This is a genomic window from Paenibacillus terreus (genome assembly GCF_042138595.1).
GTDB lineage: Bacteria > Bacillota > Bacilli > Paenibacillales > Paenibacillaceae > Paenibacillus > Paenibacillus terreus.
This window is the reverse complement of the sequence record NZ_JBHIRX010000007.1, coordinates 118,190-135,636: the sequence shown is the minus strand read 5'-3', so window position 1 is coordinate 135,636 and position 17,447 is coordinate 118,190. Positions and strand designations below refer to the sequence as shown.

Below are 17,447 nucleotides of genomic sequence, written 5' to 3'. Positions count from 1 at the left end.
TACTCCTCCTCTGCCTTGGGGCCGGCAATCTGTTACATCGTTCTCATCAGACGTGCGATCGATTTATCCGCTTCCTTTAGCACAATGGAACGATCCATCGTCATGACATTGCGGTTTTCAAAAACGATATTCCCGTCCACCATAACCGTATCCACATTGCTTCTGGTCGCGGAGTATACAACACGGGAATAAATGTCCACGTCATAGGACGGGTACGTATGGTAATCAACCAGATCCAGCAGCACCATGTCAGCCTTCTTGCCGACCTCCAGGCTGCCAATCTCGCCGCTCATGCCCAGCACCTCCGCTCCTCCCATCGTCGCCATGCGCAGCACGGTGCGGGCATCCATCGCCGTCGGTCCGTGCGCCACCTTCTGAATGAGCGCCGTCAGCCGCATTTCCTGAAACATGTCAAGGTTATTGTTGCAGGGAGCTCCATCAGCGCCGATGCCGACATGGATCTGACGGTTTAACAAATCGGGAATCTCGGCAATGCCTGACGCCAGCTTCAAATTGGAGCCTGGACAATGGGTGACCTTGACGCCCCGTTTGCGGATAATCTCCTTCTCTTCCTCGCTAAGCCATATGCAATGGGCCAAAATGAGTCTGGTATGCGCCAGCCCGATATGATCGAGGTAGACAATATTGCGCATGCCCCGCTCCGCTTCCACCAGCGCGATTTCCCCGCGGTTTTCCGAAGCGTGTGTATGCACCCTGACATGGTACTTGGCCGACAAGTCCCGCACCTGCTTCAGCAGCGATTCCGTACAGGATACGACGAAGCGCGGACTGAACGCATACTGGATGCGCCCGCCGCCAAAGCCGTTCCATTTCTCAAGCAAATCGACACTTTCGCGGATAGAATCCTCCGTTTTCTCGCGCAGCGGTTCGGGAACCTCGTCTCCATGATCCATCATCACCTTGCCTGAAATAGCGCGAATCCCGCTCTGGGCAATCGCCTGGAAAGCCGATTCGGTATGGTGCACCGTTTCCATATCGAGCACCGTTGTCGTCCCGCTGGCAAGCAGCTCCCCAATGCCCAGCAAAGCGGAATAATAGACCGATTCCTCGTCATGAGCCGCCTCCAGCGGCCAGATTCTTTTCCGCAGCCAATCCATCAGCTCCATATCATCGGCGCGCCCGCGAAACAGAGTTTGGCAAAGGTGAACATGTGTCTGCACAAAGCCTGGCAGCAAAACCTTTCCTTTCGCATCGATGACACGGTCGGCCTCCTGCTGAAGCTCCGTCCCGATATCCGCAATCAGACCGTTTTCAACATACAGGTCCCCGACAAAAACATCTTCATCCGCGTTCATGGACACGATTTGCGCGCCTTTGATCAAAATACTTGCCATGCTGTTGTCCCCCTTATAAATTGCGAGCGCCGTCCATTATTTCCCGGTATACACATCCAATGCCGCCTGCACCGCCTCCCCGGCCGGAAGCCGGAAGCCGCAGCGCAGCAGAACAGCCTCCAGCGCGCCGAGCACCTGCAGCACATTCGTTTGACGGCAGCTGAAGCCCATCGTGCCAATCCGCCAGATCCGTCCCTTGAGCGGCCCGAATGAGCTGGCAATCTCGATGCCGAATTGATGCAGCAGCATGGAGCGCACCTGTTCACCGTCAATGCCTTCGGGAATGAGCGGGCACGTTACGACCGGCAGCTTGCTGGCCTGATCTCCATACAGCTGCAGCCCCATCGCCTGCAGGCCGGCTGTCAGTGCCATCTCATTGATGCGATGCCTTGTAAAACGCTCCTCCAGCCCCTCAGCCAGCACGATGCGAAGCCCTTCATGAAGCGCGTACAGCATGCTGGTTGCCTCGGTATGATGATTCAGGCGCATGGGGCCCCAGTAATCCTGCAGCTGGCTGAGATCAAAATAGTTGCTGCGGATCGAGTCGGACACCGGACGCGCAGCCGCTTCGCCAGCCGCGGGATCAGCGAGCCCGCGTTCAATCCGTTTACGGCTCAGCAGCTTCTGCTCCACCCGGCTGTTATAAGTAACGGGCGCCATACCGGAAGGAACGGAAAGGCATTTCTGTGTGCCACCGATCACCGCGTCCAGCATCCATTGATCCGTTTCCACCGCCGTGCCGCCGATTGTGGCCACAGCATCAACGACGAGAAGGATGTCCAGCTCCCTGCACGCTTTACCGATCTCCTCCAGGGGCTGCATCTGCCCGGTGGACGTTTCCCCGTGCACGATAGCGACAAGATGCGGCTTATGCCGGTGGATGGCCTGAATGACGGTTTCCGGCTCAAATACCGTTCCCCACTCCGTTTCAATGACGCTGACCTCGGCCCCGCTGCGCTCCGCAATTTCCGCCAGCAGATGGCCGAAGCGCCCGAAGATCGGCACCAGCACCCTGTCCCCTGGCCGGATCAAACTGACAAGTACGGCTTCCAGCCCCGATCTGGAGGTGCCGTCGACAGGAAAACACCACTCATTGCCGGTGCGGAACAATTCCCTCAGCATGGACATCGTTTCGTTCATCAAGCCGGTGAACTCGGGGTCGAATTGGCCCAGAACCGGATAGGACATGGCCCTCAGCACACGCGGGTCTGCCTCCACGGGGCCGGGTGTCATAATCGTTCGCAATGAAGGGGACAGCTCTCTGTAAGCACTCATAAATCTACACTCCCGTAGCCGAATTGGTATAAGACATCTGCAAGGATTTTGAAGCCGTTCTTCAAAGCTTCGGGCTCCGTGTACTCTCCAGGATTGTGGCTGATTCCGTGACGGCTCGGGACAAAAATCATGCCCGTCGGACAAATGGCGCTCAGCATCTGCGCATCATGGCCTGCCCCGCTTGGCATTACCCTGCTTGCCAGCCCGCGCTTCCGGCATATGCGCTCAAGCTCCCGCATAATCCGGTCATGCATCGGCACAGCCGCCGCCCGCAGCCTTTCAACAGCGGCAAACCGCACCCCCTCGGTGTCCGCCATGTGAGCGAAGCGCTGTAAAAGCTCATCCGCAAACCGCTGCAGAACAGCGTCATCCGGATGACGGATATCCACTGTAAAGACAACGCTACCTGCCACAACATTGGACAACCCCGGGGAAGCATGCAAAGAGCCAACCGTCGCAACGAGCGGATCTCCTTCCCGCAGCGCCGCTTCTCTCGTCAAGGCGATCATCCGCCCTGCGGCAGCCATTGCATCCTTCCGCCACTGCATCGGGGTGGTGCCGGCATGATTCGCTTCACCCTGCAATTGAATCTCATAGCGGTACTGGCCCACAATGGCGGATACAATCCCTGCCTGCAGACCTGTTTTTTCCAGTACAAAGCCCTGCTCAATATGAAGCTCTATATAAGCCTGCAGCTCCAGGAAAGGGGCATTGTACGAGCTGTCCGGCCCGAAGCCGCATCGTTTAGCAGCATCCAGCAGCGCGATGCCATCCATGTCGGCATGGTGCCCGTCAGCCTCCCAGCTGCGCAAGCCGGCGATGCTGCCCGACCCCCAATAGGTTACCGGGAAACGGCTGCCCTCCTCTTCGCAGAGGGACAGGGCGATCAGGGTGCGCTTTGGCGGACCGTACACTTTACTCAAGTAGGATAAGGCTAAAGCTGCTGCTGCCACCCCCAATGCCCCATCATACCTTCCGCCGTTGACGACGGTATCGATATGTGAGCCTGCGGCGACCGCCGGAAGAGAAGGATCGGTTCCCCGCAGCCTGCCTGCAAGATTGCCGGTCTGGTCAAAGTCAGCCTCAAGGCCTTCCTGCTCCATCCACTGCCTTAACGCCTCCTGTGCCTCCAGCCAGGAAACGCTGTACAGAAGGCGGGTAACTCCCCCTTCCGGATCTTTCCCGAACTGTGAAAGCCAGTTCAGCATTTCCGGCAATCGATCACAGTACTGCTCCAGCAATTGCGCAGCCTCTTCAGCAGGTCTCACCATGTCATGCATAAGCCGCTCCCCGCTCGTAAACGCCGCTTGGTCTGCCGGGAATAAAGATTCCCCTGCAGGCATGAGCCACTCCTGTGCTGCGTTCAAATACCTGATGCCCTCTGCAGAAGGTCGCCGCGATTGCATGTGTAAATGCATACCCGATATAAGGGCTCTGCTTATGGCGATACAGCAGGTCCTCAGGCTGCAGCACAAAGCAGCTGCTGAAATCGATCAGCGCAAAATCCGCATCCTTCCCGACCTCGATCGAGCCCTTGCGATAAGCAAGCCCCGTCCTGCGGGCCGGTGAGGCAGCTGTTGCCTCGGCAATCCGCTGCAAATCAATACCGCGCTTGATATGCCCTTCCTCGATCATGATGTTCAGCGTGCTCTGCGCGCCCGAAATGCCTCCCCATATATCGAAGTAATCGGCCGACAGCTTCATTTCAGGCGGACAAGGCGAATGATCCGAAGCAATGATATCAATAGAGCCCCGACAAAAGGCTTCCCACATCCCTTCTCTATTGTCCTGGTCCCGCAGCGGCGGGGCGCATTTGGCCCCCGCTCCGATACGCACCGCATCCTCATCGGTAAGGCTTAGATAGTGGGGGCAGGTTTCTGCCGTAACATCCAGGCCTTCCGCCTTGGCGCCGTCGATAAGCTCAAGCGCCTGCACACTGCTGATATGAACAAAATGCAGGGCACAGCCTGTTTGTCGCGCATACAGCAAGGCCCTGTTAACGGCCTCCACTTCAGCAATCACCGGCCTGGAAGCAAGATATGCCCGCATATCTGCGCTGCCCCCGGAACGCAGGCGTGCAGCCAGCTCCCGTGTAATGGCGTCGCTCTCCGCATGAAGCGCCAGCAGCCCGCCCAGTCCGGCGATTTCACGCATGCCTTCCAGCAGAGTCAGATCGTCAGCTCTTGTAAAAATGTCTTCCCCCTCGCCTCCCGGCTCGGACATGAAAGCCTTGAAGCCGACCGCTCCTCTTGCGGCCAGCCCGGCCAGTTCATCCTTGTTGCCGGGAACAAGCCCTCCCCACAATGCATAATCGACGCAGGACGAACCCTTCGCATGCTCCAGCTTAAGGTCGAAAGCTTTGGCGCTAACGGTCGGAGGAACCCCATTCAGCGGCATATCCACGTAAGTTGTGACGCCTCCCGCGGCAAGTGAAGCAGAGCCGGAGACAAACCCTTCCCAGGAGCCCAGACCCGGCTCGTTAAAATGCACATGAATGTCGATCGCCCCCGGCATTACGGTTAGCCCGGCCGCATCATGCACCTGCCCCGCATCCGTGTCAGGAATTGTGCCGATCGCCGCGATCACTCCGTCTTTTACGGCGATATCCGTCTTCTTGCAGCCATCTGGCAGGACGACGGTACCTCCCTTGATAATAAGATCGTATTTCGGAGACATCCGTTCTCCCCCTTTTTGAACTACCTCTAAAAATCAGCTTCCTCGATAAGTGCTGTAACCTCCCGGGGCAATCAGCAGCGGAATATGGTAATGCTGCTCTGCATCGGCAACGCGGAACCGGATCGGGATGATATCCCACAACGGTTGTTCTGAGACTCCTAATTCATAGACCTTTTTCAGATAGACTCCTGCCCCGAACCTCAGCTCATAGACACCCGGAGCTACTCCCTGACCTTCAAGCAGAGGTGCCGCGGTGCGCCCGTCTTCGTTCGTCGAGCTTTCAGCAGCCAGCTCCGCCGTTCCATCCGCGGTTAGGCGGTACAACTCAATTTGCACCCCTGCCGCCGGCTTTCCCCGACCCGTATCCAGTACATGGGTCGTAATCCGTCCCGCCATCAGGATAAGTTCACCCCTTGCTGCTTATTGAGCCAATCCTCCAGCCTGAAACCGGCGATCTGGAACACCTGCTCCACAGCAGTTCTCCGCTCCTCCTCTTCGGAATGATGAATGCGCCGCTTGGCCGCTTCAATGATGGTTGCCGATGTGTGGCCCTTTACTGCAAGAATAAATGGAAAAGCAAACTTCTCCGTATAACGCCGGTTCAGCTCTTTCAGCTCCTCATATTGTTCGGGGGACAAGGAACCCAGCCCCGCCCCCGCCTGCTCCTTCACTGAGTCGGAACTCATGGCCAGCCTGCTCCCCAGATCGGGATGGCTGCGCAGCAGCCGCAGCACCGCTTCCGGCTCCGACTGCTCCACAATCACTTTCATCTCTTCAAACATATGTGAGGGTGATGTAAAGGGTCTCTTCTTCCATGCTTGCTCCGCAATCCACGGTGAATGCTCAAAAAGAGAACCAAAGGCAACTGCAAACTGCGCAAGATCAAGACTGTTAATGTATTCTGTTACCGCTGTAGCGCTCATCCCCCTGCCTCCATTGCTGCTTGATTAACACGTATTGTAAAACCCGTCCTCTGATACAACAATGTTAATAACGCATTATTGTCACTTAAACTAACATTATGAAAAAAATTTGGTCATCGTGCATGATGCGATGTTATTTACCCTGCTGTTGATCAGCCGATTGCAGGAATTTCCGAAAGGTAAAGGCCATCTTCAATTTCAAAAGGTCATTGTTCTTCTTGAAATCCATCTGCAGCAGGCCCGCGATCTTATCCATCCGGTAAGTTACCGTGTTCCTGTGCACGTAGAGGCGCTTGGCCGCTTCATTGATGAGCCCGTCATGCTCTATAAAAGCTTCCAGCGTGAGCATCAGCATATGATTCGACTCCCCGTCGCGCAGCAGCGGCTCCAGCAGCTTGTCGCAGTAATTGGCCATCACCTCCGCGGGAACATGCTGATACACGTACGCAAACTCCAGCGTGTCAAATTGCAGCGCCGTATCCTCCATACCGAACCTGATCGCCAGCTTGCGTGTCCCCTGACATTCCTGGTACGCCTCCCGGAGCTGGGCAAGCCCTGGCTTCATTTTGCTGATCCAGAATCGGGGTTCCGGTTCGCTTTTGGCGCGCTGGCCTTCGATAATGTCGCTGAATCTGCTGGATAAGAACTTCACCAGCCGCTCCCCGCTGTCTTTCCCTCCAGGGCAGCTATAGATGGATAATATTCCTTCATCAACGTGAAAATGATGGGCAGAGCTCAACTGCATCAGCGGATTATATTGCAGCTCCCTGTGAATTTGCTTCAGCAGCTTTTGGGAAGAAAACGCCTCGGGCTCCAGAGTGGTTAGCACGCACTGACACGCCCCCTCCCCAATGGAAAGCCCTTTGCCGGCGGCATAGTTAACCAGATCGGAGGAGCTGATTTTGCCGTTCAAATACTGCATCATGACTGCCTTCATCTCATCCTGAACCGTCGGATGAATGTGCTCCCTGTAGGTCAAATCCATGTAGTAAGCCAGCACCTCCGCGGCCTGCTGGTACAGCCCTTCCTCGGATCTGGGTGAATGGGAGGATTCCGTGAACACAAGCAGAAAACCATACTGCTCCTCCTGCTGTCTGATAGGCACGCGGTGACAGAGACCGGCTCGCCACTTGGTTTTGGAATACACCGGCTTCCACGGCCATCCCTGCATCAGGCCGGGCTGCGCACCTTCATCGCTGTTGGCGAACAGAACGTGCCCTCTTGATCCGATCACTGCAAGGCGGCATCCAAGCACCTCGGAAAGCCCTGCGAACACATTGGGATCCGTGCCTTTTCTCAAGGCAAACTGCATCAGCCGTTTTTGCCTGTCAACAATTGACTGCAAGGCCTTGGTGCTGCGTTCATATTCCGCGCGAAACAGGGCATCCATTTGATCGGAAAAGGTAAATTGAAACGGAAGCTCAAGCAGCGGGAATTTCAGCCGGTCAGCCTCCTCAATCACCAGTTCGGGAATATGCTGCCAGAAGCGGCCCAGCTTGACTCCCAGCCCCGCACAACCGCGTTCGTCCAGCCGATGAAGCAGCCGCATGACAGCCTCCTGGCTGTCTTTAAATATGAAGCCGGTGGTAAACAGCATTTCACCGTTCTTAATCCAGTCCGCTATATCGGGCGCATCCATAACATTGACCGACTTCATCATTCTCGATGTACCCTCGGCACCGGCTACCAGCTTGGCTTCGGAGAGGGGATAAATGCCTAAAGCCTCTTTTACCGTCAGTCTCATGAAGATACCTCCCTTTTAATTATCATAAGATGTCACATATACATTTTTATTTTGTTAGTTATTATAACATCTGTTTTCGAGAAAAAGATGACATGGATTCCTATTTTATTTTTTTACATAAAAAAAAACCGTGACACCCCTTATGGGTGCACGGTTTTTAACTTCATTATCATAAGCTCAGCTTGCGTCCGAGCCAGAGCTTCATGCGTGAAATCAGTTCCTTCATATTCAAGGGCTTGCTCAGATAATCGGAGGCGCCCGCAGCCAGGCATTTATCACGATCCTCTTTCATGGCTTTGGCGGTTAGCACAATCACCGGCATATCCTTAAGCTGGAGCTCACCGCGAATGGCGGCCAGCGTTTCATAACCGTCCATTTCCGGCATCATGATGTCCAGCAGAATAATATCTGTGTCCGGATGCTCCATCAGCATTTCAAGGCATTCAGAACCGTTGGATGCTGAAAAGGTCTCCATTCCAAGCTTCTCCAAGCCGTTGACAAGTGCATATACGTTACGGATGTCATCGTCAACAACAAGCACTTTTCTGCCCTGGAAAAGCGATTCTTCAAGCGGAGTCATCCAATCATCCGGACGCTCTTCCGCTTCAATTGATTGCGCAGCATTCTCTGTCCATCGCGGCACGGCATCCAGCGCCGGCGCAGCCTCCGCTTCCAGGAACAGCATCTTCTCGTCTGTTGGCGGCTCTGTAATACACGGCAGATATAACGTAAATCGGCTTCCTTTTCCTTCCACACTTTCCACCGAAATATCTCCGTCCAGCAGCCTGGCAAGCGACAGGGAAATGGATAAACCAAGACCAGTCCCGCCATACTGGCGGGCTGTAGCTCCATCCACCTGCTTAAAAGCGTCAAAAATAAGCTCCAGCTTCTCTTCGGGAATTCCGATTCCGGTGTCAGCCACACTAAATGCCAGATAGTCTTTGCCCGCAGCCAAGCCTGTTGACGGGGGAAGTGATCTGCTGATTGTGAGCGACACTTCTCCCTGCTTCGTAAATTTGAACGCATTGGAGAGCAGGTTGCGCAAAATTTGCTGCAGCCTCATCTCGTCTGTATAAAAGTGCCCCGGCAGGAGAGCATCCAATTGAATACGGAAATCGATCCCCTTCTGCTCGGCCGTCTTAAGAAAATATCGATTCATGATATCAGGCAGCTCGGATAAGTTGACCGCTCCCATCTCGACCAGCATTTCACCTGCTTCAACCTTGGATAAATCCAGAATATCGTTAATCAGCGCCAACAGGTCTTTACCGGATGAATGAATGACTTCAGCATAACGTCTCTCTTCTTCTGTCAGTGTATGGTTTCTGTTTTCCGCTAATATTTCCGACAGGATCAGCATACTGTTCAGCGGGGTGCGGAGCTCATGCGACATATTCGCCAAAAATTCCGACTTGTAATTTGAAGTGGTTTCAAGCTTTTTCGCATAAGTTTCAAGCTCCGACGCCGTTTCTTCGGCAATCTTCTTCTGCTGCTCCAGCTTTTCGTTCAGGATTTGCATTTCTTCCGCCTGCATCCGAAGCTCCTCCGTCTGCATCTGCATTTCCTCCGTCTGAGCCTGCAGCTCCTCGGTTTGCATTTGAAGCTCCTCGGACTGAGCCTGCAGCTCTTCGTTCATCACCTGGGATTCGCTGTAAAGCTGCTGCAGTACCATGTTCACAACCGCGGAATGTACTGAAGTGCCGAACAAAGCCGTAAATTCCTTTAACAGATCCATCTTCTCTTCTTCAACAGGTTCAAAGGATGCAATCTCCACGACGGCTGTCGTCTTCCCTTCAAATACAGCCGGAACAATGACGATTTGTGAGGGGGCGGCCTGACCCAGACCGGAAGAGATCCGAATATAATCCGGCGGTACCGAATCGAGACGGATCAGCCTCTGCTCTGCCGCGCACTGCCCAACAAGTCCTCTCCCAAGTTCAATCCTGTTTTTCCAATCCGTTATCTCCTGCTCTTCACCTGCGGCATAGGCGGCTGCCCGCTCCAAAACATCCTCTTTGACCAGATAAACTACCCCATAGGGAATATTCAACTCGTAGGCCAGTCTTCTCAGAAACAGCCTGGCAAGCGCTTCGACATTGGCGGGATTCTGCATCTCGGTGGCGAGCTGTGCAACCAGTTCCTTCGCCCGGTTCTGATCTTCCGCCCGATCAAGCAAACGATTGGCGGCTTGTGCAAGCTCTCCGACCTCATCTCTGCTGTTGACCTTTACCCGGGTCGTAAGATCACCGCTGCCTGCCATGGCGCGTATTGTAGCTGTTACCTGACGAATGGTTTTTGATATATTTCTCGAAACCATAACGGCAGCCGTAAGGGTCAAAATCAAAATCACAGCCCATGTGATATACATGACGAGCAGGATGCTGCGGGTGGACTGTTCGAGATTCGATATTCTTGCTTCGGTCAGCTGAAGCTCGGTATTCCGGAATGTATCGAGCAGGCTTCGCAGGCCGTCAACTTCAACCTTGCCCGGATCGGCAGCAAAAAACTCGTCGATTTTAGCCTGGTCACCGCTTCTCCCTGCCGCAATCAAAGGCTCTCCCGCAATTTCAATCCAGCGCTGCAGCCTGCTTTGAATCGTTTCCAGCCGCCGCTGCTGGGCAGGATTATCCCGAACCAAATCATTCAAGGCTTCAAAATCCTGCTGCCATACCGTTCTGGCATCCATATAAGGTGCCAGATAGCTCTCATTTCTCGTAATGACAAATCCCCTCTGTCCTGTCTCCATATCAAGAATGTGTTTTTCGAGGGCGCTTGTGAGATTATGTACCTGCAAATCATGATGAACGATAAAATCGTTCTCCTGTTGAAGCTGATTCATCCTGCCGGAAACGACCAGCAGAAAAATCCCAAGACATGCAATAATGAATACATATCCGAGCAATATCTTCATCCGGATACTCGGGCTAAAGTGCTTGAACAAGGGAAAACCTCCGCAACTGTATCCTATAGTGAAAAACCAAAAATATTTTAATCCCTTAGCTGATAGATTTCAATAAAGAATTGACAGAATTCTTCGAATAACAAATAAGAACCGGCATCATTCGCAAGGGGGATGCCCCGGGAATGCGCCGGTTTATAATTCATTATGGCTATCAGGCTTTTGGCTGAATCATTTTTGCCGGATCGACATATTGGTCAAACTGCTCTTCGGTTAACAATCCGGTCTTGAGAGCGGCTTCTTTCAATGACAGGCCCTCTGCATGCGCAAGCTTCGCGATTTTGGCCGCATTCTCATATCCGATGTAAGGATTCAGTGCCGTGACAAGCATGAGAGAGTTGTGCAGGTTGTGCTCGATTTTCGCCATGTTTGGCTCGATGCCAACCGCGCAGTTATCATTAAAGGCAACGATGGAATCGGCCAGCAGATGCACGGATTGCAGGAAATTATAAATGATGACAGGCTTGAACACATTCAGCTCAAAATTGCCCTGGCTGGCTGCAAAGCCGATTGCGGCATCATTGCCCATCACCTGCGTCACGACCATCGTCAACGCTTCACTTTGGGTAGGGTTCACTTTGCCAGGCATAATGGAGCTTCCCGGCTCATTGGCCGGAATCGTGATTTCGCCAAGGCCGCTGCGCGGTCCGCTTGCGAGCCAGCGCACATCGTTGGCGATTTTCATCAGGTCGGCTGCCAGCGCCTTCACGGCCCCATGAACCGCTACGACCTCGTCATGACTGGTAAGCGCATGAAACTTGTTCGGCGCTGAAGTGAATGTTTTGCCGGTGAAACCGGAAATCTCGGCGGCCGTCTTGGCTCCAAACTCGGGATGGGCGTTAATACCGGTGCCCACAGCCGTTCCGCCAATGGCCAGCTCCTTCATATACTCAACCGTATCCGTGATCATGCGGGCACTCTTGTCCAGCATCGCTTCCCACCCGCTGATTTCCTGACCGAGGGTTAACGGTGTAGCGTCCTGCAGGTGCGTGCGGCCAATTTTGATGATGTCCTTGAATTGCTCAGACTTGCTGCGGAACGTATCTTTCAGCTTGGCTATGGCAGGCAGCAGATGATCCTCAACCGCGAGCACACCTGCAACGTGCAGGGCCGTCGGGAACGTATCGTTGGAGCTTTGCGACATATTCACATCATCGTTCGGGTGCAGACGCTCTTCCTTCCCATGCTGCTCAAGCCACTGGCTGCCAAGATGCGCAATGACCTCATTCACATTCATATTGGACTGTGTGCCGCTTCCGGTCTGCCATACAACCAGCGGAAAATGATCATTCAGCTTGCCGGTCAAAATTTCATCCGCAGCATACACAATTGCATTCTTCTTGTCCGCCGACAGCTTGCCCAGCTGGTGGTTGGTGATCGCCGCGCTCTTCTTGAGCACCGCAAACGCATAAATGACCTCTATAGGCATTTTTTCATTGCCGATTGGGAAGTTCTCCTTGCTGCGCTGGGTTTGGGCACCCCAAAGACGGTCCGCGGGAACTTTGATTTCACCAATGGTATCTTTTTCAATCCGGTATTCCACTGCAATTCCTCCCTCATCGTATGTACTGCATGTTCTCTCAAAATTTATGACTCCTGTCACATTATACCGCATATGCCGTTAATCTTCACCGTTTTTTGCAAGCGCTTTTTCATACAAGAAATGTTACGGCCCGATAACGACAGCGCCTAAGCCGGCTAAAATCTTGCCGATCTAGGCGCTTACGGTTTCTTATACGTCGCTTTACACTTCAAGGAGCGTTTGAATGTATTCCGAGTAGATGGAGAGAACCGGCTCATCGTCGCGCTAGCTTTCTTAAACTAAAGGTGTGTTATTTATTGGGAAGCTGAGACGAACCGATAAAAGAAAAAGAAATATTATAGGGGGATAAGGAATGAAGACATTTTTGGTTTTCATGATGTTATGGGTAGGGAGCGCAATGGAATCGCATGGCGTGGATTCATTTACCCCATCTGAAGATCTTTGCGTAGTCAAAGTAAACAATGAATCAGCTCGCGTCTGCTATGGAATGAACCGTTCTGAAGCAGAGAAGGTTCTGGGTAAGGTTATTGATGGGAACTTATTTAATATGGACATCTATGAAGGCGGAATAGAGGTGTACTACCGCGACGATTCGATTGCTGCAATGAATCTTTCCACAGAATCTCTAGGTGATTATATGACTTCACGTGGAGCGCATATTGGGATGACTGCGGGTCAATTCCGGGAACTATATGGAACTGATCATTACAAAGAAGATGATGACGGGTTTATCTATGTGTATTATCCAAGATTTCATCTTCTAAAAGATTATTTAGTAGTTCAGGGAATGGTTGATGACCCTACATACAACCTTGATATTTATCATTTGTCTACTTTAGTTGATAACGATTTAGTATGGTATATTTTTATGTCTGACTTTTCCTTCTCTGCTTCAGGGAAATGATGTACGAGAAAGCAGAGCACCCTGTTGAATTGGGCCAACTTCCTGCCTGTTCGCAGGGGCATGATAAAAACAGCTACAAAGCAAAGCGTTACATCAATCAAAATTGATGTTGTTTTTGTTGACCGCCCCGAATGGGGCGGTTTTATTTGATACATACTCCTAATTTTGTGAATATGAAAACGCATATGTGTACCCGACAAATATCTAAATTCCTATATTGTTATATAATAAGCGTCAAAAGACCGCGCAATAAATGCGTGGTCATCGAGGTAGTTAATTTTCGTTTGTGAATTTTCCCATTATAATAACTTCACACATATTCTTCCTGAAAACAAGGTGACGGATGTTTTATTTGTTTTTTCATTTATTTACTTAAACGCTTTTTTTAGCACTAGATATTATCTTGCCAGAACATCACGCAGCACGCTGATCGACGGCTGGAAGAAATACTCCCCGCCCGTGGGAATGACCCATTCCTTGTCCAGCACCATTTCACGGCCCATCAAGTCGAATTCGCGTTTGCGCCCGTTGCGGTAATTCTGGCCTACGATCGGATCATGCCCACCTTCCTTCGGCTCCTTCTTACTATTCATCCAGTTCTGGGTTATGAACTCGAACTGCATCTCAATCGAGGTCATGTACGCAACAAACATAAGCCCCCGATTCCCTTCCTGAGGATCTCCCCCTGTAATTCCTGTCTCGAAATCCACGGGGAGCGACTTTCCAAACGGAATGCCCCGTCGTAAAATGCGGCGAACCAGTGAGTCGCTTAAACTTCCTGAATCCGATGTTTCGTCACGAGGGTTCGTCTTCCTAATATGCGCGGAAAATGGACAAAGTACGGCCTGAGGATCTCCACTGGCCTGAGGAAACTGATCCTCGGCCAGCTCCGGCAGCAACTTGACCATACTTGAATTTTCCACATACATAAAATGGTTGTTGACCAAATCGTTCTCAGCGAGCAGCTTGTCGTCCTTCTCCGGGGTGCGAAGGATCGGCGCTCCGCTAGGCCAACGACCGACCATTAGAGCAGCCAACCTTTCAGGTTTTATCCCGGACGTCTGCGCTTCCCGCCGTACGAATTCCCAGAAAGCAGCCACATCCTGCCGCAGTCGTCGGATGACCAGATAAGACCCGTTTCGAACCCAACCTGTCATGTGCACATTGGGCGGCTTAGGCCTCAGCGAATCATCCCGTTTTTGTTGTGGATAGCCTAATACGAATTGCCCCGGCCAAATAAGGGGCTGTCCCGGTTTGGCGTACAAAGCAGCATGCGGGTCCGATGGGTCAATCAGTCGGGCTGTCAAATACTCTTCCGGCATCTCTGATACTCGCCCCCGTATCCCCGGTTGAGAGATGCCGTCCTTAAATCCGAAATGCTCATGTCCCTTGAGGTCAGGGCGCACCTGCCCTTCCTGCTCAAACACAAGGCGAATCCCACCGCCCGTTCCCGGTCCAGCTCCAGGCAGCTGCAGGGCGCTTGCCTGAATACGATCAGTCCACTCTATCAACCTGGAACGATCATCTCCCGCCGCAATCAATACAAGATCGACAGGATTGCGCTCCCCGCCGAACAGCCAGTTCTTCGCATGTCCTTCATGCATCTCTTGAGCGGGCCCTGTCGGGTCACCCAAAATCCCCGACCGCTTCTTCATACCGAGCTTGAACTCCGAATCTTCAAATACGACTAGATCATCGGTAAGTAGCTTTAACCCCTCATAGGAAAAGGCGATGTTCAACCACGTCGCCATCATCCCTGGCGGCTCTTCGCCGCGCCGCGCCCACATCATTTGATAAAGCCGATTGAACTGGAGTACCTCACGCGCTGTCGAAACATATGGGGTCCAGTATCTCAACCACCGCTTCGCCAAGGACGGGTCAACGATCTTGTAAAACAGAAATATCTGGTGGTCCTTATTGAATCCGGCAAGCGAATTCCCCTGAATCTCATCGATTTCTAACAACGGTTCTTCTAACCCAACTGCCATCAGACTCCCTCCAATGTGTTGCGATGGGCCTTCAGGATTGCCTGAGCCTCATCTGCCATTTCCCTCTCGGCCGCCATCGCAGGAGCCATTCCAGGGATGATACACGCTTGGGCTTCACTGAGTTCTCCCCCCAAACCGAAATAAGATCCGACCAAACTAACAAAGACATGCTGGGCAATCTGCCCACCAAATTCAATCGGTTTGCCTCCGATCTCAATATCGCCGACTAAGAACGGTTTGTCCGGGGGTACCTCATATACGGCCCGTACTGCATAACCTGGCTTGCCGCGCAGTATCTTCCAATAACTAAGCGGATCGCTGTTATCAGGTGCAGTCCATCCGCTCGTGTTCGGCTCCAACATGTAGAGTCCGACAGGATTCTTCAACGTGATCAACGCACCTTGCCGTGCCAGTGTATTGATTTCGCTGCCGATCAGCGGGTCGCTTGCCCGCTCCTCAACCCCGTATCCCGCGCATCGGATCAGGTCATTCTGATCACTCAGTATCGTGCTGTCTCCGCCTTTTCGAAGGACCGTCGCATCGGCAGCCAAGTTAATTTCTGCTCCGAGCGTATTAGCCGGATGAGTCAAGTGCATTGCTCCGTGACTCGTGTTCCATTTGTTCAGCGGATTGTACCGGTCGCCATGAAACAGATCGTCTAGTTTCACATCGGGAGAAACAAACTGGCGGTATAGTGCAAGAACCCGCTGTTGGTCACCCCTCGCATTAAATTGCCAATTCGGGGATGAGAACGGATGCCCATTCGCCATCGCCCGCCAGTATTCTGGTCCCTCGCATGTAAATGTCACCCTTTTTACTTTGTGGCTTCCTTCGTCGTATTCTACAAACCATTCTAGATACTCATCGTGTATACGCGGTTGCCCAGGTGCCGGGCGCTTGTCGGCTACCGCCATTGCTTGCCTCCACGTTAAGTTCTGATCATCTGATAACCGCTTAGGAAATCCCGGCCATGCAATAGACGCATCCTTCGCCTCATCAGGGGTTTCAGTCCGCATCGGGTGATAAAACTGGCTCTTGCCTGGACTAAGTAATCGTTCGTTTTCCCGTATTGCAGAATCAAATACAGCGGAGATAAATTCGCTCCATGCCTCGCGCTGATTCGGGATCGAATCATAATCATCTAGATTGCCTGGCGGATCAAATCTTGACAACACCATATATACAGCTTCCTTTCGTTATGAACATCCTAAATGTTGCGGTCTAAAATAATATCCGTCTTATTTTCAATAAGATAGGCTTCAGGCGTTTGTATGTCTTTCTCAGCCGTGGTTGGATTGGCAAAGAAGAATAATGGATTCGTATCGTACTGCTTCTTGTCAAACTCAATTTCCGTCTCTCTGGTTATTGTGGTCAACGGAACTTGATAGGTCTTTAAAGGCTTGAACCTTGTAGCAAGATTGTCATGAGCATTTTTATACTGCCTGATGATAAAGGCCAGTGTCCTAAGGCTCTGGTTCTGGTCAACGAACGTGATGCTTTTCCAAAATCCGTAAGGCACTTTAATTTTACATCCTGAAGGCTGGTGTACCCCGCAATACTCGCTATCATTGTCTTTATGGACAGGTCCTGTAGTGACAATCATTTCCCCCCCATCTTCAACATAATCCAGTAGCCAATTCTCCAAATCGTTCCATATGCCAGTGTTGAAATCATGATGCTGCAGGGTAATATTGGCCCAACAAAACGAATCGTAATTGGCCTGCTCCGCCTGGTCGCCCCAACATATATCATAACGTCGAGTTAAATGCCCCCTATCCCAATCATTTTGTTCATACAATTCATCTCCGACTTGATTGTTTTTGCCAATGCGTTCGTCGTAATGCCAATCGTTATTGCCACGTTCAATATTCCGATGCTTGTATTTGTCGACAATGGCTATAGAGTAAAGGGCAAATTTAGTTTCCTTGTTCATGACAAGGGAAAAGTGAGTAAAATCAAAGATTTCACCTCCTTTTAGAGCATGTTCTTTGACTTTACCGGTTAACGTCGGAAAATCAATTTGATGGTCTGTTCCCAAAAACAGCGGATCGTACCCTTTTGTCGTCGTTGGCATCAGAGA

At 52.1% G+C, this 17,447-nt stretch carries 14 protein-coding genes; 2 read left to right on the top strand and 12 right to left on the bottom strand.

What is annotated here, in order from left to right:
• Positions 1–32 precede the first annotated feature (32 nt).
• The 9 genes from ACE5KN_RS14600 to fumC all read right to left on the bottom strand — a co-directional run bounded on the left by ACE5KN_RS14600 (position 33) and on the right by fumC (position 12,475).
• Entirely contained in the window at positions 33–1,355 is a 1,323-nt protein-coding gene (locus ACE5KN_RS14600) for a 5'-deoxyadenosine deaminase (protein ID WP_375523869.1), read from the bottom strand.
• A gap of 36 nt (positions 1,356–1,391) precedes the next feature.
• Complete coding sequence (gene pucG, locus ACE5KN_RS14595; protein WP_375523868.1) at positions 1,392–2,630, bottom strand: (S)-ureidoglycine--glyoxylate transaminase; 1,239 nt, start codon at positions 2,628–2,630, stop codon at positions 1,392–1,394.
• Positions 2,627–3,838 (bottom strand): M20 family metallo-hydrolase, encoded by a 1,212-nt coding sequence (locus ACE5KN_RS14590; RefSeq protein WP_375533104.1) that lies wholly within the window; start codon positions 3,836–3,838, stop codon positions 2,627–2,629. The genes pucG and ACE5KN_RS14590 overlap by 4 nt, the downstream gene beginning before the upstream one ends.
• A gap of 64 nt (positions 3,839–3,902) precedes the next feature.
• Positions 3,903–5,306 carry an allantoinase AllB gene (allB, locus tag ACE5KN_RS14585; protein ID WP_375523866.1) on the bottom strand — a complete coding sequence of 468 codons (1,404 nt, stop codon included), beginning with the start codon at positions 5,304–5,306 and terminating at the stop codon, positions 3,903–3,905.
• Positions 5,307–5,339: 33 nt separating this feature from the next.
• Entirely contained in the window at positions 5,340–5,702 is a 363-nt protein-coding gene (gene uraH / locus ACE5KN_RS14580; protein ID WP_375523865.1) for a hydroxyisourate hydrolase, read from the bottom strand.
• A complete protein-coding gene (gene uraD / locus ACE5KN_RS14575; RefSeq protein WP_375523864.1) occupies positions 5,702–6,229 on the bottom strand; it encodes a 2-oxo-4-hydroxy-4-carboxy-5-ureidoimidazoline decarboxylase in 528 nt (175 codons plus the stop codon). The genes uraH and uraD overlap by 1 nt, the downstream gene beginning before the upstream one ends.
• A gap of 133 nt (positions 6,230–6,362) precedes the next feature.
• Positions 6,363–7,973 (bottom strand): PucR family transcriptional regulator, encoded by a 1,611-nt coding sequence (locus ACE5KN_RS14570; RefSeq protein WP_375523863.1) that lies wholly within the window; start codon positions 7,971–7,973, stop codon positions 6,363–6,365.
• A 169-nt stretch (positions 7,974–8,142) separates the two neighbouring features.
• Positions 8,143–10,914, bottom strand: coding sequence for a CHASE3 domain-containing protein (locus tag ACE5KN_RS14565; protein WP_375523862.1), 2,772 nt, complete (start codon positions 10,912–10,914; stop codon positions 8,143–8,145).
• A 172-nt stretch (positions 10,915–11,086) separates the two neighbouring features.
• Complete coding sequence (fumC, locus tag ACE5KN_RS14560; RefSeq protein ID WP_375523861.1) at positions 11,087–12,475, bottom strand: class II fumarate hydratase; 1,389 nt, start codon at positions 12,473–12,475, stop codon at positions 11,087–11,089.
• A gap of 352 nt (positions 12,476–12,827) precedes the next feature.
• On the opposite strand from fumC, the gene ACE5KN_RS14555 reads away from it, so the two are divergent.
• A complete protein-coding gene (locus ACE5KN_RS14555) occupies positions 12,828–13,379 on the top strand; it encodes a hypothetical protein (RefSeq protein WP_375523860.1) in 552 nt (183 codons plus the stop codon).
• Between the two features lie 24 nt (positions 13,380–13,403).
• Complete coding sequence (locus ACE5KN_RS14550; RefSeq protein ID WP_375533096.1) at positions 13,404–13,529, top strand: hypothetical protein; 126 nt, start codon at positions 13,404–13,406, stop codon at positions 13,527–13,529.
• A 248-nt stretch (positions 13,530–13,777) separates the two neighbouring features.
• On the opposite strand, the gene ACE5KN_RS14545 is transcribed toward ACE5KN_RS14550, so the two are convergent.
• The 3 genes from ACE5KN_RS14545 to ACE5KN_RS14535 are packed head-to-tail and all read right to left on the bottom strand — an operon-like array spanning position 13,778 to position 17,441.
• Positions 13,778–15,367: a Dyp-type peroxidase gene (locus ACE5KN_RS14545; protein WP_375523859.1), complete on the bottom strand. Its 1,590-nt coding sequence runs from the start codon at positions 15,365–15,367 to the stop codon at positions 13,778–13,780.
• Entirely contained in the window at positions 15,367–16,545 is a 1,179-nt protein-coding gene (locus tag ACE5KN_RS14540; protein WP_511215700.1) for a DUF8225 domain-containing protein, read from the bottom strand. The genes ACE5KN_RS14545 and ACE5KN_RS14540 overlap by 1 nt, the downstream gene beginning before the upstream one ends.
• A gap of 29 nt (positions 16,546–16,574) precedes the next feature.
• Positions 16,575–17,441: a DNA/RNA non-specific endonuclease gene (locus ACE5KN_RS14535; protein WP_375523857.1), complete on the bottom strand. Its 867-nt coding sequence runs from the start codon at positions 17,439–17,441 to the stop codon at positions 16,575–16,577.
• Between the last annotated feature and the right edge of the window lie 6 nt (positions 17,442–17,447).